This window comes from Burkholderia multivorans ATCC BAA-247 (genome assembly GCF_000959525.1).
In the GTDB taxonomy this organism is placed as follows: domain Bacteria; phylum Pseudomonadota; class Gammaproteobacteria; order Burkholderiales; family Burkholderiaceae; genus Burkholderia; species Burkholderia multivorans.
This window is the reverse complement of record NZ_CP009832.1, coordinates 737,110-756,238: the sequence shown is the minus strand read 5'-3', so window position 1 is coordinate 756,238 and position 19,129 is coordinate 737,110. Positions and strand designations below refer to the sequence as shown.

Here is a 19,129-nt window from a genome sequence, read left to right as displayed (position 1 = left end):
GGTGTAACGAAATGCGATTGGCGCACGATGCAGCCACTACTGCCGCACGCCTGCTCATTTCCCGCCGTGGAATGCGCCTTCACCGCTTCGCGGTGAATATCACTTCAAAAGAAGAAAGAGGGGTATGTCGTGAATCACTCATTTCGATCGATATGGAGCGACACATCGGGGTGCTGGATCGCCGTCGCGGAAACCACGCGCGCGCGCGGCAAGCCGGCGCGCAGCGGCACTGCGCGCGCCGGCCGCTCGCCGCTGCGCATCGCGGCGCTCGCCACCGCACTCGCCGCGCTCGCGGCCGGCAATGCCTACGCATCGAGCTGCGGCGACGGCACAAGCGTCGCGAGCGGCGGTAGCTGCGCGCTCGGCACCTTCAGCCCGACCGTCAACGACAACCTGGTCGGCTCGGCGACCGTGTCGGGCGGCGACACGGTCGCCGTGACGGGCGCGTGGACCGGCGCCGCCGGCGACTCCGGCTATACCGAGCTGCCCTTCGGCAGCACGACGGTCGTATCCGGCAACCCGAATCAGCCGCTGCTGTCGCTCGGCGGCAAGACGCAAAGCGTCGCCACACCCGATACGATCACGAGCGCGCATACGTCGGTCGCCACCTACGATTCGTCCGCGTTCGTCGGATCGACGGCCGGCGCGCACGAAGTGCCGGTATTTCACGACGTGAACGGCAACCAGTACGTGAACGCGCGCATCGGGACGGTCGACCGCTCGGGCGGCACGCTGGACGTGTCGATCGGCGATCCGGCCGCCGCGCCGTCGGCGCCCGGCAACCTGATTTCGATCGCGCCGAAGCAGACCGACCTGACGCTCGCGGACGGCACCGGTACCGCGTCGAGCACGATCGACTGGCATTCGCGCAACCAGATCCAATTCACGACCGGCGACTATCTGGCGAACGGCGGGCCGCTCGGCAGCGTCGCGCTCGACGTACCGACCTACGCGGGCACCTTCACCGCATTCGACGGCAGCAGGTGGACGGTCAACGATGCTGCGTCGCTCGCCACATACAACGATTTTCTCGTGCGCTCGATCCAGAGCGGCGCGCTCGGCTCGCAGGCCGCGTACGACGCGGCGTTCGGCCAGGCCGTCACGATGTCGACGCAGACCTTCGAATACGCGAACAACGTCTCGCCCGGCGACGAGAACGCGCTGCCGACCGATCATCTGTCGGTGATGCACGGCACCGGCGCGAACGCGACCGTGCAGATCGGCAAGGACGGCCAGATCGACTTCCGCGGCACCAACCTCGTCGAATCGAGCTCGGCCGTGCTGGCGGACAACGGCGCGCACTTCGTGAACGACGGCCGGCTGTCGGGCGACTTCACGCTCGTGCGGCTGCTGAGCGGCGCGAGCGGCGTGAACAACGGCGCGATCTCGTCCGGCTATGCGTCCGGCGACAACTTCGACACCGGCGGCAGCGCGCAGCCGGACAATTTCGGCTTTCACGCCTACACCGAAGGCAACGGCGTGTACGCGAGCGGCGCCGGTACGACGTTCGTCAACAACGGCGTGATGAACGTCGGCGCATGGACGTACGGCCGCAATCGCCCCGACCTGCAGAACTACGCGGTGGCCGTGATGGACGGCGCGGCCGCGTCGAACGCCGGCACGATCAACGTCGGCGTCAACGCGACGACGCTCGACAGCCAGGTGATCGGCGGCTTCGCGGCCGGCGGCAGCTTCACGAACGAAGCCGGCGGCACAATCTATCTCGGCCGCGCGGCGCAATATGACGGCGGGGCGCCCGAAGCCGTGAACGACGTCGCGTCGTCCGCGCATGCGTACGGCGTGCTGCTCGGCGCATCGGGCACCGCGACGAACCGCGGCACGATCGTGATCGGCTCGCTGACGCAGAACGGTGCGGCGATGGCGAGCATCGGCTCGGAGGCGGGTACGCTCACCAATGCCGGCACGATCGCCGTCAACGGCGCGGCGCCCGGCACGCCGCTCGCGAACGTCGGGATGCTCGCCGCCGATACGGCCGCGACCGTCACGAACACCGGCACGATCACGCTGAACGGCGTGAACGGCATCGGCATCATGGTCGTCGGCAACGGCGCGACCGCCACGTCGGCGACGTCGACCGGCACGATCGACGTCGCCGGCGCGATCGATCCCGCGTCCGACATGCGCAACTACGGTATCTGGGCCGAAGGGGCGAACGCGGCGGCAAAACTGGACGGCACGCTGAACCTCACCGGCAACGGCGCGATCGGCGTGCACGCGCGCGCGGGCGCGACCATCGACGTCGGCGCGAATGCCGTGCCGCACTTCGTGTCGGGCACGAACCAGATCGGCTTCTACGCGTACGGCGCCGGCTCGAAGATCAACGTCGGCGCGCAGAACCTGAGCGTCGGCACCGACGATTCGACACTGTTCCGCGTCGCAGGCGGTGCCGCGTACACGGGCCGGTCGGCGGCCGGCACGCTGACGACGAACGTCGACGGCGCACGCGCGCGCGGCGTCGTCGCGACCGATGCGGGCACCACGTTGTCGACCGGCAATGCGGTCTACAACGTGAACGGCGCGAACGGTATCGCGATCGCCGTCGAAGGCGGCGCGACCGGCACGATCGACGCAGGCGCGACGATCAACCTGAATGCGAACGGCGCGACGGCCGGCATCGTCGACGGTCAGCCGCACGACCTGTCCGGCGCGCCGGCAGGCACCGCGGTCGCGACGCGGCTGACCAACGATGCGGCCGTGACGTCGTCGACGGCCGGCGTGACGGGCTTCGTCACGCAACAGCTCGGTACGCTCGACAACCGCAACACGGTGCTGCTGACGGGCGCCGGCTCGACCGGCGTCGTCGCCGGCACGCTCGGCACGGTGAACAACACGTCGACGATCCGCGTCGCGAACGGGACCGGCGCGCGCGTCGAAGGCGCATCGGCGACGCTCGCCAACGCAGGCACGATCGAAGCCGACGACGGCGTGGCGGGCGTTCATCTGACCGGCGCCGGCGCGTCGGTGGCGCTGTCCGGCGCAGGCAGCGTCGTCGCGAACGGCAGTGCGGACGGTATGCTGATCGACGCTACCGTCAGCGGCGGCGGGATCGCCGCCGGTGCGACCTCGATCGCGGTCGGCGGCGCAGGCAAGGGGATCGACAACGTCGGCACCGATTCGACGATCGTGCTGACCGGCACGCAGATCGGCACGACGGGCAGCGGCGCGGACGGCCTGCATTCGACCGGCGCCGGCGCGCACATCGCGACCGACGCGGCGACCGTCGTGCGCACGGGCGGCGACGGCGCGCGTGGCCTGTTCGTGTCGGGCGCGGGCTCGACGCTCGACGCCACGGGAACGACCGTCGCGACGGCCGGCGCCGGCGCGCATGCGATCGTCGCCGACGGCGGCACGACGGCGCTGCTGTCGGGCGCCAAGCTGAGCACCACCGGTATCGCGGCCGACGGCATCGTCGCGCAGCGCGGCGGCCGCCTCGCCGATACGGGCTCGTCGATCGCGAGCGCGGCCGGCAACGGCGCGACGGCCGACGGCGGCAGCGCGCTCGTGTTGACGGGCACGACGCTGAAGGGCGCGACGTCCGGCGTGACGACGTCCGATACGCTCGCGAGCGGCGCCACGAGTTCGGTGCTGATCGACGGCGGCAGCATCACGGCCGTGGGCGGCCCGGCGTTCGCCGCGCGCGGCGGCAGCGCGGACATCGCGGTGCGCAACGGCACGGTCGTCACGACCGGCAACGGCACGCTGCTCGATCTCGCGAACGGCAGCCGCACGACATTCACCGCCTCGGCGGTGAACCTGAGCGGCGACATCGTCTCCGACGCGTCGAGCACCGGCAACGTATTCCTGACCCAGCGCACGACGCTCACCGGCCGGATCGATCCGGTCGCGCTGACGGTCGACGGCACGAGCACCTGGAACATGACGGCGAGCTCCGTGCTGAGCAGCCTGACGAACGCGGGCACGGTCGCGTTCGCCGCCCCGACCGGCTCGCCGGCGCTGACCGGCAGCTACAAGACCTTGACGACCGGCAGCTACGTCGGCAACGGCGGCACGATCGCGCTGAACACGTTCCTCGGCGCGGATGCATCACCGACCGACCGCGTCGTCGTCGACGGCGGCAGCGCGACCGGCACGACGGGCCTGAAGATCGCGAACACCGCGGGCACCGGTGCGCAGACGACCGGCGACGGCATTCCGGTCGTCGTCACCGCGAACGGGGGCACGACGAGCGCGTCGGCCTTCCATCTCGCCGGCCCCGTGCAAGCGGGCGCGTACGAATACCGGCTGTTCCGCGGCGGTCAACGCGACGCGAACGGCTGGTATCTGCGTTCGCAACTCGATCCGGCAGATCCCGGCGATCCGGTCGGTCCGTCGGCGGGCGGCGACGGCGGCGGCAGCCACCTCGCGTATCGCCCGGGCGTGGCCGGCTACGCGCTGACGCCGCTGCTCAACGTCGACTACGGCTTCTCGACGCTCGGCAAGCTGCACGAACGCGTCGGCGATGTCTACAACGTCGAGAAGCGGCAGCCGGGCAACCGCGACGGCGTGTGGGGGCGCATCGGCGGCCAGAGCCTCGACGCGAACGCGGGCCGCTTCGCGGCCGACGAGCGCACCTTCTTCGCGCAGCTCGGCAAGGACTGGACGCTCGAGCAGACGCCGAACGGCGGCAGCACGCATGCCGGCCTGACGGCCACGATCGGCACCTCGCATGCGAGCTTCAGCGACCGCGCGCGCGCCGACGCGGCGGACCTGTCGACCTCGACCGGCTCGGTGCAGATGCATGCGCAAAGCATCGGCGGCTACTGGACGCGCTATCTGTCCGACGGCACGTACTTCGACACGGTCGGACAGGCCACGCACTACGGCAACCGCTATCGCGACAGTTACGGCAACGAAGCGTCGCAGAACGGCTTCGGCGTCGCGCTGTCGCAGGAAGTCGGCAAGCCGTTCGCGATCGCCGGCACGCCGATCGCGATCGAGCCGCAGGCGCAGCTGATGTATCAGTACCTGAAGCTCAACGGCTTCGGCGACAACGTGTCGGCCGTGTCCGGCACGACGTCGAATGCATTGCGCGGGCGCGTCGGCGTGCGGATCTTCCGGCCGAATATGGAAGCGGGCGCGGGCGACGGTGCGGCGACGCCGTACTTCACGGCCGACGTGCTGCGCGACTTCCTGTCGCCGGGCCGGACCGTCGTCGGCGGCACGCCGTTCGCGACGCATCTGGGCCGCACCTGGTACGAGCTCGGCCTCGGCGTCACGGCCGGCTTCGGCAAGTCCGGTGCGCTGTATGCGAACGTCAAATACGCGCGCAACATCGGCGGCGACTACCGGCGCGGCATCGTCGGGCAGGTCGGCTACCGGTACAGCTGGTAGCCGCACGCGCGGACGAAAAAAAACCGCCCGGCGTCTGGCCGGGCGGTTTGCCGTTGCGTGCGACGGAGGCCGCGCCGCTCAGTGCAGGATCTTCGCGAGGAAGTCCTTCGCGCGATCCGACTTCGGATTCGAGAAGAAGTCTTCCTTGCGGTCGTCCTCGACGATCGCGCCCTTGTCCATGAAGATCACGCGATGCGCGACCTTCTTCGCAAAGCCCATCTCGTGCGTGACGACCATCATCGTCATGCCTTCCTGCGCGAGTTCGACCATCACGTCGAGCACTTCGTTGATCATCTCCGGATCGAGCGCGGACGTCGGTTCGTCGAACAGCATCGCGATCGGATCCATCGACAGCGCACGCGCGATCGCGACACGCTGCTGCTGACCGCCCGACAACTGGCCCGGATACTTGTGCGCATGCGCCTTCAGGCCGACGCGATCGAGCAGCTTCAGCCCCTTCTCGGTCGCTTCGTCCTTGCCGCGGCCGAGCACCTTGATCTGCGCGAGCGTCAGGTTCTCGGTGATCGACAGATGCGGGAACAGCTCGAAATGCTGGAACACCATCCCGACCTTCGAGCGCAGCTTGGACAGGTTCGTCTTCTTGTCGCCGACCGACTGGCCGTTCACGAGGATCTCGCCCTGCTGGAACGGCTCGAGGCCGTTCACGGTCTTGATCAGCGTCGACTTGCCCGAGCCCGACGGCCCGCACACGACGACCACCTCGCCCTTCTTGACTTCGGTCGTGCAGTCGGTGAGAACCTGAAACTGGCCGTACCACTTCGAAACGTTCTTGATGGAAATCATCTTGTGACCTTTTTCTGGAGACCTTTGACGAGGGCAGACGCCACCGAGCAAATCACGAAATAGCAGGCGCCGGCGAACAGCACCATCTCGACGGTCGTGCCGTCGCGATCGCCGACGTTCGCGGCCGTGCGGAAGAAGTCCGCGAGACTGATCACGTACACGAGCGACGTGTCCTGGAACAGCACGATCGCCTGCGTGAGCAGCAGCGGCACCATCGCGCGAAACGCCTGCGGCAGGATCACGAGGCGCATCGCCTGCGCGTAGTTCATGCCGAGCGCGAACGCCGCGTTCACCTGCCCGCGCGGCACCGCCTGGATGCCGGCGCGGATGATCTCGGAATAATACGCGGCTTCGAACAGCGAGAACGCGACCATCGCCGACGCGAGCCGGATGTCGATCGTCGGCGACAGCCCGAGCACGCCCTGCAGCACCTGCGGCACGATCAGGAAGAACCACAGCAGCACCATCACGAGCGGGATCGAGCGGAACACGGTCACGTAGGCCTTCGCGAACCACGCGAGCGGCTTCACGCCCGACAGGCGCATCAGCGCGAGCAGCGTGCCCCAGACGATCCCGACCACGATCGCGATCAGCGTGATCTTGAACGTGACGATCGCCCCCGTCCACAGCGTCGGCAGCGCGCCGGGAATACTACTCCAGTCGAACTGATGCATCACTTGCCTCCGATGTAGCCGGGCAGCCGCGTGCGGCCTTCGATCCAGCGCATCAGCCCCATCACGACGAGGTTGATGAGCACGTACGCGAGCGTGACCGCGATGAACGACTCGTAAGTCTGCGCGGTGTAGTCGACGAGCTGGCGCGCCTGCGCCGACAGATCGAGCAGACCGATCGTCGACGCGACCGCCGAGTTCTTGAAGATGTTCAGGAACTCGGACGTGAGCGGCGGCACGATGATCCGGTAGGCGACCGGCAGCAGCACGTAGCGATACGTCTGCCACTGCGTGAAGCCCATCGCGAGACCGGCGGCGCGCTGGCCCTTCGGCAGCGCGTTGATGCCCGAGCGCACCTGTTCGCACACGCGTGCGCCGGTGAACAGCCCGAGACAGACGATCGACGCAGTAAAGAACTGCGTGCCGGGCGGCAGCTGCTTGATCCAGGTGCCGATCGAGGCGGGCAACAGCTCCGGCACGACGAGGTACCAGATGAAGAACTGCACGATCAGCGGAATGTTCCGGAAGATCGAGACATAGACCGTGCCGATCGCGGCCAGCCATTTGTTCGGCACCGTGCGCAGCACGCCGAACAGCGAGCCGACGATCAGTGCGATGACCCAGGCGACGAGCGATACTTCGATCGTCACCCAGAAGCCGGACATCAGCCATCCGAAGTAAGTCGTCGGCTCGCCGGTCGAGACGGGGCTCAGGAAGATGCCCCAGTTCCAGTGGTATGACATGGGCAAGACTCCAGCAAAAAGAAACGGAAGAAGCGTGGCCTCTTCCGTTTCGTCAGCGTCAATTCTGCATCGGCGGCCTGTTCTCGCCGAGCGTGCCGGTTGCCGTCACGCGGACGTCGCCGCGGACGGCCCGCCGCTCGCGCGCAGGCCGTGACGCGTGATCAGTCGAGCGCCTTGTCGTTCGGGTTCGCGTACAGCTTCTTCATCGAATCGGACAGCGGGAAGTTCAGGTTCAGGTTCTTCGGCGGGATCGGATTCTCGAACCACTTCGCGTAGATCTTCGCGGCTTCGCCCGACTTCTCGACTTGCGCGATCGCATCGTCGACGACCTTCTTGAACTCCGGATCGCCCTTGCGCATCATGCAGCCGTAAGCTTCTTCCGACTGCGGCGTGCCGACGATCACCCATTCGCCCGGCTGCTTCGCCTTCGCGCGCTCGCCCGCGAGCAGCGCGTCGTCCATCATGAACGCGACCGCGCGGCCCGATTCGAGCGTATTGAACGAATCGCCGTGATCCTTCGCGCTGATGATGTTCATGCCCATCTGCTTGTCATTGTTCATCTTGCGCAGCAGACGCTCCGACGTCGTCCCGGCCGTCGTGACGACCGTCTTGCCCTTCAGGTCGGCGAAGTCCTTGACGCCCGAATCCTTCTTCGTCATCAGGCGCGTGCCGATCACGAAGATCGTGTTGGAGAACGCGGCCTGCTGCTGACGCTCGGCGTTGTTCGTCGTCGAGCCGCATTCGATGTCGACCGTGCCGTTCTGCACCAGCGGGATGCGGTTCTGCGACGTGACGGGGATGTTCTTCACCTGCAGGTTCGGCAGGTTCAGCTTCTTCTTCACCGCGTCGACCACCTTCAGCTGGAATTCGCGCGAATAGCCGACCACCTGCTGGTTCTGGTCGTAGTAGGAGAACGGGATCGACGATTCGCGGTGGCCCAGCGCGATCACGCCCGTGTCCTTGATCTTCTTCAGCGTGCCGGTCTCCTGAGCTTGCGCGCCGCTTGCGAACGCGCAGAGCGCTGCAACCATCAGGACTGCCTTGTGGTATTTCATTGTGGTCATCTCCTTGGCTAAAACCCGCGCCAGTGTATCAAAGTAATATTTCTGAAAGTACTGGTTGTTTACCGCACTACGAATCGCCGCGCGGAAAGCCGTCCTCCCGGCTTCGGGCGCTCCGCATGCGCGCGCGGGCGGTGCCGGATTCGGCACCGCCCGCGCGGGTTCATGCACGCAATCGGGTGGATTGCGTCATGGATCGATCGCGATCGCCGGCCGCGTTCGGCCGGCGCCGCCGATCAGGGGTACAGGCCGCGCATTTCGCGCGCCATCAGGATGCGCTTGCACGCGACGATGAACGCCGCCGTACGCACCGACACCTTGTGCTCTTCCGCGACCGCCCACACGCCGGCGAACGCTTCGCGCATCACGCGCTCGAGGCGATGGTTGATCTCGTCTTCGGTCCAGAAGAAGCTCGAGAAATCCTGCACCCATTCGAAGTACGACACCGTCACGCCGCCCGCATTCGCGATCACGTCGGGGATCACGAGCACGCCGTTCGCGCTCAGGATGTCGTCGGCCGCGGTCGTGGTCGGGCCGTTCGCGCCTTCGACGATGATCTTCGTGCGGATCTTCGACGCGTTCTTCTCGGTGATCTGGTTTTCCAGCGCCGCCGGGATCAGGATGTCGGTCTCGACCGTCCAGAATTCGTCGTTCGCCATCGGCTCCGCGCCTTCGAAGCCCGCGACGCCGCCCGTGCGCGCGACGTGGTCGAGCAGCTTGTTCGCGTCGAGGCCGGCCGGCTGGTAGATCGTGCCCGTGTGATCCTGCACCGCGATCACCTTCGAGCCCGCTTCCTGGAACAGCTTCGCGGCGATCCCGCCGACGTTGCCGAAGCCCTGCACCGCGATGCGCGCGCCTTCGATTTCGAGGCCCTTCTTCTTCGCCGCTTCGCAGCCGACGACGAACACGCCGCGGCCGGTCGCTTCCTTGCGGCCGAGCGAGCCGCCGAGCGAGATCGGCTTGCCGGTCACGACGCCGGTCGACGTCTGGCCCTGGTTCATCGAGAACGTGTCCATCATCCACGCCATCACCTGTTCGTTGGTGTTGACGTCCGGCGCCGGAATGTCGGTGTTCGGGCCGATGATGATGCCGATTTCGCTCGTGTAGCGGCGCGTGACGCGCTCGAGCTCGCCGCGCGACAGCTTGCGCGGGTCGACGCGGATACCGCCCTTCGCACCGCCGTACGGCACGTTCACCGCGGCGTTCTTCACCGACATCCATGCCGACAGTGCCATCACTTCCGACAGCGTCACGTCCTGGTGGTAGCGCACGCCGCCCTTGCCGGGGCCGCGCGACACGTTGTGCTGCACGCGATAGCCTTCGAAGTGCGCGACGGTACCGTTGTCGAGCTCGATCGGCACATCGACGATCAGGATGCGCTTCGGACGCTTCAGCGTTTCCAGCCAGCGCGACAGCGAACCGAGGTACGGCGCGACGCGATCGACCTGCTGAAGGTAGTTGCCCCACGGGCCGAGATCGTCGGCGTGCAAGTAGGACGGGATGGACTGCAGTTGCGAAGACATGGATGCTCCAACGTTCAACGGATTGCGCACATTGTCGAAAAACCCGTTTTTTTTATCCAATGCCGTTTGCTTATTCGATTATGCGTTTCTTGCATGATCGCGATTTTTCGCAAATCCGCGGTCGATTTGCGCAAGAACGGCCGCGATCGGCCGTGCTTTGCGCGCGCGAAAAATCCTGCGCGGCCGCGCGGACGTGCCCGGCGGTCAGCGTGCAGTCAGCCGCTGCAAGCGCGCCGTCAGCCGACGGCCTCAGCCGCCCGTCTCGCGCAGCTCGTCGCGCACGACGTCCCATAGCGCACGCACGAGCTTCTGGCGCGGCTCCTCGCCCTGCAGCGCGAGCTTGTCGCAGTAGAGCCGGATCTCCATCGTCAGCGTGAACGGCTGCGCGCCGCCGCGCACGGCGCGGTCGAGCCGGATCAGCCGGCCGCCCGCGACCGCGTCCTCGACCGCGCTGTGCGGCAGGAACGCGACGCCGTGGCCCGCGAGCGCCATCGCCTTCAGCCCTTCGGCCATGTCGGTTTCGTACACGCGATCGAGAAACAGCGGCGTCGGCGCGTTCGCGATGATGACTTCCGTCATGCGGCCGAGATAGGCGTTCGGCGTGTACGACAGATACGGTACGCGCGCGTCGGGCGTGCCGGGCAGCGTGTAGCGCGGCCGGCCTGCGCGGCCGGGCGCCGAGAACGCGCTGATCGGTTCGCTGCCGAGGATCAGCATGTCGTAGCGGGCCGGGTCCAGCGCGACCGGATGGCTCGGATGGTGATAGCCCATCACGAGGTCGCAGCCGCCCTCGACGAGCGACAGCACCGCGTCGTGCACGTTCAGCGCGCGCAGCCGCGTATGGACCTGCCCCATCTTCGCCTCGATCCGCTGCAGCCAGCGCGGGAAGTAGGTGAGCGACAGCGTGTGCGGCACCGCGAACTCGATCGTCGGCACCGGCGCGCCGACGTGGCCGCGCAGCAGCGTGCGCGCCTCGTGCGCCTGCGACAGCATCGTCAGCGCCTGCTCGTAGAAGATCTGGCCGGCCTGCGTGAGCCGCGTCGGATAGACGGAGCGGTCGATTAGCTCGGTCGCGAGCCACGCTTCGAGCGCCTGGATGCGCCGCGAGAAAGCGGGCTGCGACACGTGCCGCAGCTCGGCGGACCGGCTAAAGCTGCGCGTCTCCGCGAGCGAGACGAAGTCTTCGAGCCATTTCAGTTCCATACGGGCGGGCGCGGCGGGCGGCGAGCGGAAGAAGGCTGCATTTTACCGGCGCCGCGCGCGGCCATCGCAGGCGGCCGCGCGCGACGGAGCCGGCGCGCGCCGATGGTAAAATCCCGGATTCTCCTCTCCACGCTCGACCCGGCCCCAGGGCCCGCCCGATCATGTCCGACACTCGTCCCGATACGCTTTTCGCGCTCACCGCGCTCTCGCCCATCGACGGCCGCTACGCCAGCAAGACCGAAGCGCTGCGCGACTGGCTCTCCGAAGCCGCTTTCATGCGTCACCGCGTCACCGTCGAGGTGCACTGGCTGATCGCGCTGTCGCGCGCCGGTTTCGCCGAAGTCCCGCGCTTCTCCGAAGCCGCCGAGCAGTTCCTGCTGCAGCTCGTCGAGCGGTTCACCGCGCACGATGCCGCGCGCATCAAGGAAATCGAGCGCGTGACGAACCACGACGTGAAGGCCGTCGAATACTGGCTGAAGGAATCGGTGAAGGGCCAGCCCGAACTCGAGAAGGCCAGCGAATTCATCCACTTCGCCTGCACGTCCGAGGACATCAACAACACGTCGCACGGGATGATGCTCGCCGGCGCGCGCGAGCACGTGATCCTGCCGGCGCTGCGCACGGTCCACCAGCGTCTCGTTGCGCTCGCACACGCGCACGCCGAGCAGCCGATGCTGTCGCGCACGCACGGCCAGCCGGCGAGCCCGACGACGCTCGGCAAGGAGCTCGCGAACGTCGCCGCGCGGCTCGCGCGTGCGATCGCGCGCATCGAGAAGGTCGAAATCCTCGGCAAGATGAACGGCGCGGTGGGCAACTTCAACGCGCACCTGTCCGCGTATCCGGAATTCGACTGGGAAGCGTTTTCGCGCGACGTGATCGAAAACCGCCTGAAACTCACGTTCAACCCGTACACGATCCAGATCGAGCCGCACGACTACATGGCCGAACTGTTCGACGCGGTCGCGCGCGCGAACACGATCCTGCTCGACCTCGACCGCGACGTCTGGGGCTACATCGCGCTCGGCTACTTCAAGCAAAAGACGAAGGCCGGCGAAATCGGCTCGTCGACGATGCCGCACAAGGTGAACCCGATCGACTTCGAGAACTCGGAAGGCAACCTCGGCCTCGCGAACGCGACGCTGCGCCACCTCGCCGACAAGCTCCCGGTATCGCGCTGGCAGCGCGACCTGACCGACTCGACGGTCCTGCGCAACATGGGCGTCGCGCTCGGCTATTCGCTGCTCGCGTACGACGCGCTGATCCGCGGCCTCGACAAGCTCGAAGTGAATCCGCAGCGTCTGAACGAAGATCTCGACAACTGCTGGGAAGTGCTGGCCGAGCCGGTGCAGACCGTGATGCGCCGCTACGGGATCGAGAACCCGTACGAGCAGCTGAAGGAGCTGACGCGCGGCAAGGGCATTACGCGCGAAGCGCTGCAGCAGTTCATCGGCACGCTCGCGATTCCGCAGGACGCCAGGGACCGCCTGCTCGCGATGACGCCCGCGTCGTATATCGGCAAGGCCATCGAACTCGCGAAGCGGATCGCGTAACCATTCAGCGCCGCAAAAAACGCCCGATGTATTAAGTTACATCGGGCGGGCCCCCTTCTTGAAAAACTTCCGCTTTAGAATTACTTAGGGGGCCTTACCCCGCCCTTTCGCCTGATACCGAATCCTACACGAAAAATATCAGGAATATTAAGTCGATCATCTTCCGTACGATACAAAATCGCTAATTCAACGAGATCCTCAATAAGTGCGTCTGTAGTTTCCTTTCGAAGCGGGTCGGTTCCATATCTACGTGGCGGCAATTTTTCCGCGACTGCTCGACGAAATTGGGCCATGCGATCTCTTTTCCAATATCCCGTTAAATCGGAAATTTCACATGGCACCGTAAGACCTCGCGCCGCCTCAAGCAGCGGACGAACCCATGGGTAATCCTCTGAAATTTCGCCTACTCGTATTTCCGATGCCTTTGTAACGCCTTGGTGTATTCCATTGAAATTAAGCGCGCGCTCGTTGTCTGATTCATGCTGCTCTGTCCACTCAGCCGCCTCACGAAATGCCAACAAAAAACTACGCGGACTCAAGCGACCCTTCGCATCCGCGAGGTGTGTCGGAATCCACGTATAAACATATCCTCGCTTTGCGCTGGTCCCCATCCATGGACCTGTGATGGCTTCGATTATTGCTCTTGCGGGTTGCTCATTTGCGCCTAGCGTTCTCGGAAGTTGATAGATATCATCAACCTCCTGCCATTCAACATCGGAAACGCGTGACGTCTCGGCCCGAAAATCGTCTCCAACATATTGATCGTTGGCCAAATAAAGTAGAATAAGGCCGAACAAATCCATGGCACGCCACGATATCTCAACCCGATTAGCTCGCAGCTTTGAGCTGTCGACAAAATTCCAGACCTCTTCATCTTCCTCCATGTCCGGCCGAAGAAATATCTTCAGACGAATAGCGCGACGAGATCGACATTGAAGACAAAATTTCAGCAATGATTGGAGGTATTGCCTTATTTCGTACCAGTCAGACCCAACTCGATCGAGCGCATCAAAAAGAACCAGCAGTACTCGCCCGGACTCTTGAATTTCTCTGTCGCACTCCGCGAGCAACGCTAATCCTTCATCTCGATTTCCCGCAAACCATCGAATCGCAGTTTCCCATGCTCCATGTGTCAGCGATTGGCGGTTTGCAGCACGTAGTGCATGGACAAGTACGACCGTCTGCCAAACATCATCCGGCGATACTCCCGATTGAATCAATTTAGACAGCGTTGCAGTAGACGGAAAATCTTGACTGCTCGGGTCAAGCGCGAACCCAACCGCAACGTCAGTACGTAATAGCTCTGGCAAACGCCCCGCTCGGGCAGCCTGATCACGATGAACCTTACTATTGAGCACCGCAGTCCAGTAACTCTTACCTGTTCCGCGAAGTCCTACGACGACACTCGCGCTCAAACTCAACGCCTTCGCGTGTGCCGGCGGCAAGTACATCGTGCTCAGCGGTGGCGGAACTAGATTTTCCTGCGACGTATCCTCGATCCGAGTCAGTGCATTTCGTATCGCTGACGCATCAAATTGGTATGACTTGAGACTCACTGGCTATCCTTTTTTTCGGCGGAAGTTGACCAAAGTCGATCCTCGGCGCCTTTGAAAAAATCACCGAACACTCCAACGACATAAGACCAATCGGGCCTCAAAGCAACATCATTAAGTACAAACGAACGTACTGCCGGATCGTGACTAATAAATAATGGGTAGTGAGGAGCCTCCTCACTGAAACGATCGAACACCTCAGGTTGGAAATCAGAATTCCCGCCCGCTGTTTCGTCGTCATAGAACTCATTCCACACGTCATAAGACGAACTAATCCAACCGCGCTTCACGTCCTCTCGAGGTTCAGTCTGTGCAGCCACCATCTTAAGGCGCCAGCGAAGATCATCGTCGTCACCCATTCCGTTTTCAACGGTTCGAGCGTGCTTCAAGTGATCAAATAGTTGACGATACGCCCACCAGTTCTGCGAATCATTTCGCGCAAAAAAGAGCACTTCCGCGCCCAATCGAGTAACTGCAGCTGAACCTATATCATGGAGGCCGGCACGGACATCCATTAACACAACTTCCGGGCGCTCCATCAACCCATTGATTGTATGCAATAGCTTCGCGAGTCTCTCGGCCAACCCTATAACTACACCTTCACTGTCAATAGACGGTGCATAAATACGCCCGAGTTTGGCAATGTATGCCTTACTATCCAACCCATATGCAGGAAGGACTCGTACACGGCCGGCGGTATCGTCGCCAATAGGACTTATACCGATACACTCGTCGAGCGACATCTCGCCGTCCTCGGTGTTAGCGGACTCTATAAGCCAGTCAACGAGCCCATAAGACGGCATTTCTGAAAGCAATAGCTCCCCAATCCCTGGAGCCTCCAGATCGAGGTCTACAACCAAAACATCCTTGCCTTGGCGCGCCAAATACCACGAAAGCATAGCGAGAGCCGTTGTTCGCCCAACTCCACCTTTGACGCTAAATGCAACCAAAACTGGTAGCGGGGGCACAGCAATCAAAGGAGGGCGCAACCAATCTTGATTGGTAATCAATCTATCGATCAGCCACGTGTTGGGCTCCCCTTCCACCGGCACCTTGTCCGGAGAATCAAATACGTCGGCAGGCTCCAAGACATCCGACGCGGAGAGCAAAACCCGCCTTGCCCCGGGACTATACGGCTTAAGAGCAGAATCTAATTCCTGTCCGAGTTCACTCCACCGCTGCTCCGGAACGGCGTTATCGGGTAGGACGACAACCAGGGCGCCATTGGTGTCTCTAACCATGTGAATGGGCTGTGCACCGGCAACTGACTTCCTCACAAGTCCAAGCGCAATGCCGATCACATCATCAAACTTTGCCATCTCACTTCGTCCTTGTTCCAACTACGCCGACCGCTGATACCAGACGCTTGGCCATCATCTTATGACGCTCAAGTGCATCTGCAGTAACAGTGCCATTACGGGCATAGCGTTGATCAATCTTCCAGTCCGAGTATGGGTTATCCATCTTCAGGAGCGGGGGAAGCGCAGCGAGATGTCTTGGAATGGCATTCGCCGATACCTTGTCCCATAGCTCATCGATATGCGCCTTGTAAGCTTTTGCAAGACCATTCGAGGCACAATTGCCAGCAGACGCGACGAGGGCTGCCTTGATCGCACATTCAGCAGCAATTCCGTACAATTGATCCGCATTCTCCAGGCGACTTTCGCGCTCAAGTAGGAGACCATCACCCCAGTGACGTCCGGCAGCATCCGCGTAGTTTTCCATTTTTCCCCGAGTGTGTCTTGCATGTTGGAATTCTCTGCGATTTTAACCCGCCCTCGGAGGCCCAGAGACTGGCCGTTTGGTCAACGCGAGACTTGGTCGCGAACTACACGACTTACCATGCACACCGGTCCCAAAGCAACCGCGGCTCCCTCCTCCATCGCACCGGAGCTATCGCTTCAAAGGTTTCCCGTTCGATGCGCACTTGCACATGTGGCAGAGCGACTTAGTGCTGGAGGGTTGCAGCTTCACTCTCAGACATGAACTTGCCGCGATATCACCGACGACGACGCAGAACAACCGTGAGAAGCCCCTATACAGAAACGCATGGTGCGCTCGAGCTTCTCAACTGGCGCCGACCAGAACACTACAGTGCAAGTAATACGTCGAAGTCACGTCGCTCGCCCCTGACGGGCCACCACAGCGGCCACAGTGGACATCTTGCATGATCACGGAGCGGACGCACATTACACCATTTCCACCGCTCTCGCACCTTCACGTCCCTACGGCGGGCTGTCCCGCTATGCTCGAGACATACGTTTCTTCAGAACGAGATCATCTTCCCCGGATTCAGCGCGCTCATCACGCTCATCGCCGCCTTTGCGGCCGGAATCGCAACCGGCGACAGCTGACGGCCGAGCGGAATCTCGCGATGGTCGATGCCGGTCAGCATCGAGAAGTCGTCGTTGCGGCCGACGAAGTCGTCGCAGATCGCCTTGCCGATCCGCACCGTCTGCGCGACGCCGTGCCCGCTCCAGCCCTGCACCATGTACACCGGCACGCGGCCCTCGGTCTTGCGGCTGTCGGTCGCGCCGTTCAGCGTGAAGTCGCTGACGCCGCTCCAGCTGTAGTCGAGCGCGAACCGGCCGTCGTATTGCGGAAACACCGCATTCAATCGCGTGATCAGATACGCGTTCGCATCGTGCTGCGGCCAGCAGGTGCCGGTGCCCTGCCCGCCGAACAGCAGCCGGTTGCCGCGCACCGGCCGGTAGTAGTCGATCTGGAACTGCGTGTCGTACACCGGCATGCCGGCCGGCATCAGGGACGCGACGTCGACCTCGAGCGGCGCCGTCACGCTCACGTACGTGAAGAACGGCACGGTCGTCGCCGCGCCGTCGTCGAACAGCCGGAACGTCGTGTTGTGCAGCGCGAGCACGACACCCTTGCGCGCGGTGATCGTGCCGCCCGGCGTCGTCGCGACGACGCCCGCGGGCGTTTCGTCGAGTTCGAGCACCTCCGTGCATTCGTACAGCGCGCCGCCGTTGGCACGAAAGCCGTAGACGAGGCCGCGCACGAGCGCGAGCGGATGAAGCTGGCCGCCGAGCGCATCGATCGCCGCGCCGTGATAGAGCGGCGAGCGCACGTATTCGTCGTGCAGCTGATGCTTGCCGACGAGCGTCACGCTCGCGTCGCCGAGATGACGGCGCGCATCCGCGCCGTCGAGCAGCGCGCTCATGTGGCCGGGATGAACGGCGGCCGTCACGTGGCCGCGCCCGCGATCGAGGTCGAGCGCGTAGCGCGCGGCGATCGCATCGATCAGCGCCATCGATTCCGACGATGCGAAACGCCACAGCCGCTTCGCGTCCTCATGCGCGAGACGCTCGATCATGTCGGCCGCTTCCCAGCGCGCGAGGCCGGGCGTCAGCTGGCCGCCGTTGCGGCCGGACGCGGCCGAGCCGACGTGATGCTTGTCGACGAGGATCGTGTCGACGCCCGCCTCCGCGAGATGCAGCGCGGCCGACGCGCCGAGCAGACCGGCGCCGATCACGAGCACGTCGCACACTGCATCGTGCGCGAGCGGCGCCGCGTTGTCCCAGCGGGACAGCGATGCCTCGTACCAGTTCGCCGGGCGTTCGCCGGCGTAGCGTGCCGGGTCGCACCAGTTCCAGTTGTCTTTTTCGATATTCAGTTGCGTGGCTTCGAAACGCGATTCGCGCTCGAGCAGCGAGGGAATGGAAGTCATGTTCGCACTTGCATGGTCTTGGGCCGCCAGTCGAAGAGCCGTTCGGGCTTCGCGGGTGGGGCAGCCGGTTCCACTTGGGTGTCAACGAGAAACGGGGCGCAGCGGCCCGTGTTGACGGCGGCCACGCGCGTGGCCGCCTGGATCCCGGACCGTGCGAAACGCACGCATTGAAAGGTGCCGGGACACCCAATTTCTACACCGCAGAAATAATTCTACAGTGTAGAATCAGCTTTCGTCAACCTTTCAGCCGCGCGCCGTGCGCGGCTGCATTGCTCCGATGAAGGACAAATCCGCCCCAGGCCCGCGCGGCCTCGACAAGGAAGCGATCGTCGCGGCCGCGCTTGCGCTGCTCGAAACGGTCGGCGAAGCCGCGTTCAGCGTGCGCAAGCTCGCGCAGTCGATCGGCTGCGATCCGATGAGCGTGCTGTATCACTTCAAGTCGAAGGAAGGGCTGAACCGCGCGATCGCGAACGCGCTGTCGCGTGCGCTCGTGCCGCTCGACGACGCGCTGCCGTGGCGCGACCGGCTGCGCGACCTCGCGCGCCAATACCGTGCGCTGGCGCTGCGCCATCCGGTCGCGTTCGGGCTGCTGCAGCGGCATATGAGCACGGGGCCCGCCGATCTCGCGCATGTCGAGGCCGTGCACCGCGCGCTCGCCGACGCCGGCGTCGCGGCGAACGCGCGCCCGACCGTGTGCGTCGGCTGGTATGCGAGCGTGATCGGGCTTGCAGCGGCCGAGGCCGGCGGCCTCACGCGGCCCGCGAACGACATCGAGCTCGCGGAAATGGACGCGCTGTCGGATACGGGGTATCCGCTGGTCAAGGCGGCCGCGCCGCTTTATGCGGCGCTCGATCCGGCGGTGGTGCACGAGACGATGGTCGAGGTTCTGCTCGACGGGATTGCGCGTCAGGCAGGCGGCGGCGCTGCCGGGAAAGGTGAGGCGGTTTGAGGCAGATCCGCGCTGAAGCGCGGAATGCCCTTGGT

Annotated in this window: 13 protein-coding genes; 3 read left to right on the top strand and 10 right to left on the bottom strand. The window is 64.4% G+C overall.

The features are described from left to right. Window positions 1-129: 129 nt before the first annotated feature. Window positions 130-5,352 carry an autotransporter outer membrane beta-barrel domain-containing protein gene (locus NP80_RS15915; protein ID WP_045593924.1) on the top strand — a complete coding sequence of 1,741 codons (5,223 nt, stop codon included), beginning with the start codon at window positions 130-132 and terminating at the stop codon, window positions 5,350-5,352. A 78-nt stretch (window positions 5,353-5,430) separates the two neighbouring features. On the opposite strand, the gene NP80_RS15910 is transcribed toward NP80_RS15915, so the two are convergent. The 6 genes from NP80_RS15910 to NP80_RS15885 all read right to left on the bottom strand — a co-directional run bounded on the left by NP80_RS15910 (window position 5,431) and on the right by NP80_RS15885 (window position 11,357). Beyond that, window positions 5,431-6,156: an amino acid ABC transporter ATP-binding protein gene (locus NP80_RS15910; protein WP_006401697.1), complete on the bottom strand. Its 726-nt coding sequence runs from the start codon at window positions 6,154-6,156 to the stop codon at window positions 5,431-5,433. Further along, window positions 6,153-6,830 carry a glutamate/aspartate ABC transporter permease GltK gene (gene gltK, locus NP80_RS15905; protein WP_006409957.1) on the bottom strand — a complete coding sequence of 226 codons (678 nt, stop codon included), beginning with the start codon at window positions 6,828-6,830 and terminating at the stop codon, window positions 6,153-6,155. Before gltK ends, NP80_RS15910 begins: the two co-directional genes overlap by 4 nt. Continuing rightward, entirely contained in the window at window positions 6,830-7,570 is a 741-nt protein-coding gene (locus tag NP80_RS15900) for an amino acid ABC transporter permease (protein ID WP_006401699.1), read from the bottom strand. The genes gltK and NP80_RS15900 overlap by 1 nt, the downstream gene beginning before the upstream one ends. 161 nt (window positions 7,571-7,731) lie before the next feature. Continuing rightward, window positions 7,732-8,625, bottom strand: coding sequence for a glutamate/aspartate ABC transporter substrate-binding protein (locus NP80_RS15895; protein ID WP_006408338.1), 894 nt, complete (start codon window positions 8,623-8,625; stop codon window positions 7,732-7,734). Between the two features lie 242 nt (window positions 8,626-8,867). Beyond that, a complete protein-coding gene (locus tag NP80_RS15890) occupies window positions 8,868-10,154 on the bottom strand; it encodes a Glu/Leu/Phe/Val family dehydrogenase (protein WP_006400326.1) in 1,287 nt (428 codons plus the stop codon). Between the two features lie 249 nt (window positions 10,155-10,403). Further along, window positions 10,404-11,357: a LysR substrate-binding domain-containing protein gene (locus NP80_RS15885; RefSeq protein ID WP_006407556.1), complete on the bottom strand. Its 954-nt coding sequence runs from the start codon at window positions 11,355-11,357 to the stop codon at window positions 10,404-10,406. Window positions 11,358-11,518: 161 nt separating this feature from the next. Here NP80_RS15885 and purB point away from each other — a divergent pair, with 161 nt between their 5' ends. After that, complete coding sequence (purB, locus tag NP80_RS15880) at window positions 11,519-12,907, top strand: adenylosuccinate lyase (RefSeq protein WP_006407558.1); 1,389 nt, start codon at window positions 11,519-11,521, stop codon at window positions 12,905-12,907. An 80-nt stretch (window positions 12,908-12,987) separates the two neighbouring features. On the opposite strand, the gene NP80_RS29740 is transcribed toward purB, so the two are convergent. The 4 genes from NP80_RS29740 to NP80_RS15875 all read right to left on the bottom strand — a co-directional run bounded on the left by NP80_RS29740 (window position 12,988) and on the right by NP80_RS15875 (window position 18,145). Beyond that, window positions 12,988-14,463: a hypothetical protein gene (locus NP80_RS29740; protein WP_006407559.1), complete on the bottom strand. Its 1,476-nt coding sequence runs from the start codon at window positions 14,461-14,463 to the stop codon at window positions 12,988-12,990. Then, a complete protein-coding gene (locus NP80_RS29735; protein ID WP_080559142.1) occupies window positions 14,460-15,779 on the bottom strand; it encodes a KGGVGR-motif variant AAA ATPase in 1,320 nt (439 codons plus the stop codon). The genes NP80_RS29740 and NP80_RS29735 overlap by 4 nt, the downstream gene beginning before the upstream one ends. A 1-nt stretch (window position 15,780) precedes the next feature. After that, the gene (locus NP80_RS30885; protein WP_140401770.1) at window positions 15,781-16,185 is read right to left on the bottom strand and encodes a hypothetical protein; all 405 of its coding nucleotides are present in this window, start codon (window positions 16,183-16,185) and stop codon (window positions 15,781-15,783) included. Window positions 16,186-16,726: 541 nt separating this feature from the next. After that, window positions 16,727-18,145: an NAD(P)/FAD-dependent oxidoreductase gene (locus tag NP80_RS15875; protein WP_006407561.1), complete on the bottom strand. Its 1,419-nt coding sequence runs from the start codon at window positions 18,143-18,145 to the stop codon at window positions 16,727-16,729. A gap of 277 nt (window positions 18,146-18,422) precedes the next feature. Between NP80_RS15875 and NP80_RS15870 the strand changes: the two genes are divergently transcribed. Beyond that, a complete protein-coding gene (locus tag NP80_RS15870; RefSeq protein WP_006407563.1) occupies window positions 18,423-19,094 on the top strand; it encodes a TetR/AcrR family transcriptional regulator in 672 nt (223 codons plus the stop codon). Window positions 19,095-19,129: the final 35 nt, after the last annotated feature.

Coding starts and splice junctions, on each gene's coding strand:
- NP80_RS15910 (WP_006401697.1), bottom strand. CDS start 6,156: ATGATTTCCATCAAGAACGTTTCGAAGTGGTACGGCCAGTTTCAGGTT.
- gltK (WP_006409957.1), bottom strand. CDS start 6,830: ATGCATCAGTTCGACTGGAGTAGTATTCCCGGCGCGCTGCCGACGCTG.
- NP80_RS15900 (WP_006401699.1), bottom strand. CDS start 7,570: ATGTCATACCACTGGAACTGGGGCATCTTCCTGAGCCCCGTCTCGACC.
- NP80_RS15895 (WP_006408338.1), bottom strand. CDS start 8,625: ATGAAATACCACAAGGCAGTCCTGATGGTTGCAGCGCTCTGCGCGTTC.
- NP80_RS15890 (WP_006400326.1), bottom strand. CDS start 10,154: ATGTCTTCGCAACTGCAGTCCATCCCGTCCTACTTGCACGCCGACGAT.
- NP80_RS15885 (WP_006407556.1), bottom strand. CDS start 11,357: ATGGAACTGAAATGGCTCGAAGACTTCGTCTCGCTCGCGGAGACGCGC.
- purB (WP_006407558.1), top strand. CDS start 11,519: ATGTCCGACACTCGTCCCGATACGCTTTTCGCGCTCACCGCGCTCTCG.
- NP80_RS29735 (WP_080559142.1), bottom strand. CDS start 15,779: ATGGCAAAGTTTGATGATGTGATCGGCATTGCGCTTGGACTTGTGAGG.
- NP80_RS30885 (WP_140401770.1), bottom strand. CDS start 16,185: ATGGAAAACTACGCGGATGCTGCCGGACGTCACTGGGGTGATGGTCTC.
- NP80_RS15875 (WP_006407561.1), bottom strand. CDS start 18,145: ATGACTTCCATTCCCTCGCTGCTCGAGCGCGAATCGCGTTTCGAAGCC.
- NP80_RS15870 (WP_006407563.1), top strand. CDS start 18,423: ATGAAGGACAAATCCGCCCCAGGCCCGCGCGGCCTCGACAAGGAAGCG.